At 44.1% G+C, this 1,707-nt stretch carries 1 protein-coding gene; it reads left to right on the forward strand.

The annotated features are described in order from the left end of the window. Window positions 1-477: 477 nt before the first annotated feature. A partial coding sequence (locus tag A3739_RS16725; protein WP_068502129.1) for a ribonuclease J occupies window positions 478-1,707 on the forward strand: 1,230 nt, incomplete at its 3' end.

Consider the following 1,707-nt stretch of genomic DNA (forward strand, 5'->3'; position numbering starts at 1 on the left):
ACAAAAATATAAAGCAACAAGTTCGAAAATAGTTTAGTTGATTTCATAGGGGACCAGATAATTTCAGATTATTAATCTTGTGAAGGTATCAGGTGGAGAGTGCTGTGGCAAATCTTGCAGCGTTAAGTTTATTCTTTTGGGTAAAGTTAACGCTAGCTCAACATCTTAGAAATTATCTAGTTATCTGAGTACTCTTACTGAGCTAACACTAGAATATTTTTGAGAATCACGGAAGGTGGTCGAGCTGAGCGCGTCTTCAGACATATGTCTAACATTTTTCCTCATACTGCTAATTAGCTTTTATACTTTCTCTATATTGCTTAGGCATGAACTTTCTAAGGGTCTGATTCGTAAGACCCCCTAATCGTGATTTGTCTTACCCTCAACTGCAAATAGGAGTCGATTATTTCTAATTCATACGCGGCTAATCATCGCCAATTTTGGTACTTACCTTTAGGTGGAACTGGAGAAATTGGCATGAACATGAATCTCTACAGTCATGATGATGCGTGGTTAATGGTTGATTGCGGCGTAAGTTTTAGCGAGAGTCTCAGTGCGATTCATGCCAATAATCCGCAGAATGACGAAGACGCGCTTACAAAGAAGTTCGACAGAATAAGTGCAGACCCAAGTTTTATTGCACAGCGTGCTGATGCCTTAGCAGGCATCGTAATCACACATGCGCATGAGGATCATCTCGGAGCGTTGGTCGATCTATGGTCTCGATTCAAATGTCCAGTGTATACAACTCGATTCACCGCCCTATGTTTGCGTCATAAATTAGCGGAGTCGCGCAAAGAATTAGATATACCTGTTCATATCGTCGATGACGGTTCGACAGAGCAGATTGGCCCATTCGAGGTTCAGTGGTTGGCATTAACGCACTCAATGCCTGAGTCATATAGTCTTATGATCAGAACCAGAGTAGGTTCAGTTTTTCATACCGGTGATTGGAAAATCGATTTTGATCCTGTCGTAGGCAAGCCCTTTGACCCGCTACCTTTTAAGCAATTAGCGAGTGAGAACATTGCTGCAATGGTTTGCGACTCTACCAACGCTGACCGTTCTGGTAGAAGTGTTTCCGAGGGCGCATGTTATCAAGGCTTATTTGATCACGTCAGTGAGCAGTCGGGTAGAGTGTTGGTGACGTGTTTCGGAAGTAACATCGCGCGCTTAATAACGCTATTTAAGGTTGCCAAAGATACCGGACGCTATGTTGCCTTATTGGGGAGATCTCTTCATACCATGCATCGTCACGCAAAAGCTGCTGGTTACTGGCCTAGCGAGCTTGATGGCTTGTTGTATTCTCCGCATCAGATCGGGTATTTGCCGTCAGAAGAAATATTGATCATCGCGACAGGCAGTCAAGGCGAGCCGCGTGCGGCACTATCACGACTGGCAAGGAATCAATTCCGAGATCTTGAGCTGGAAGAGGGTGATACTGTGATATTTAGCTCTATTGTGATTCCAGGGAATGAAGAGCATATTCATCGTTTGATCGAGCAATTGGAACAGAAAAAGATATCCGTGATTACGAAGTACAACACATCTAGAACGATTCATGCGAGTGGTCACCCAAGTGAGCAAGATTTGCTTGATTTATACGGATGGGTGCAGCCTTCTCTCGTCATTCCAACGCATGGTGAGCAGCTGCATCTTGCTGCTAACGCAAAGGTTGCTAAGCAAGCTAAGGTGCCTCGCCAGATG

The sequence above is a fragment of the Oleiphilus sp. HI0067 genome (assembly GCF_001635735.1).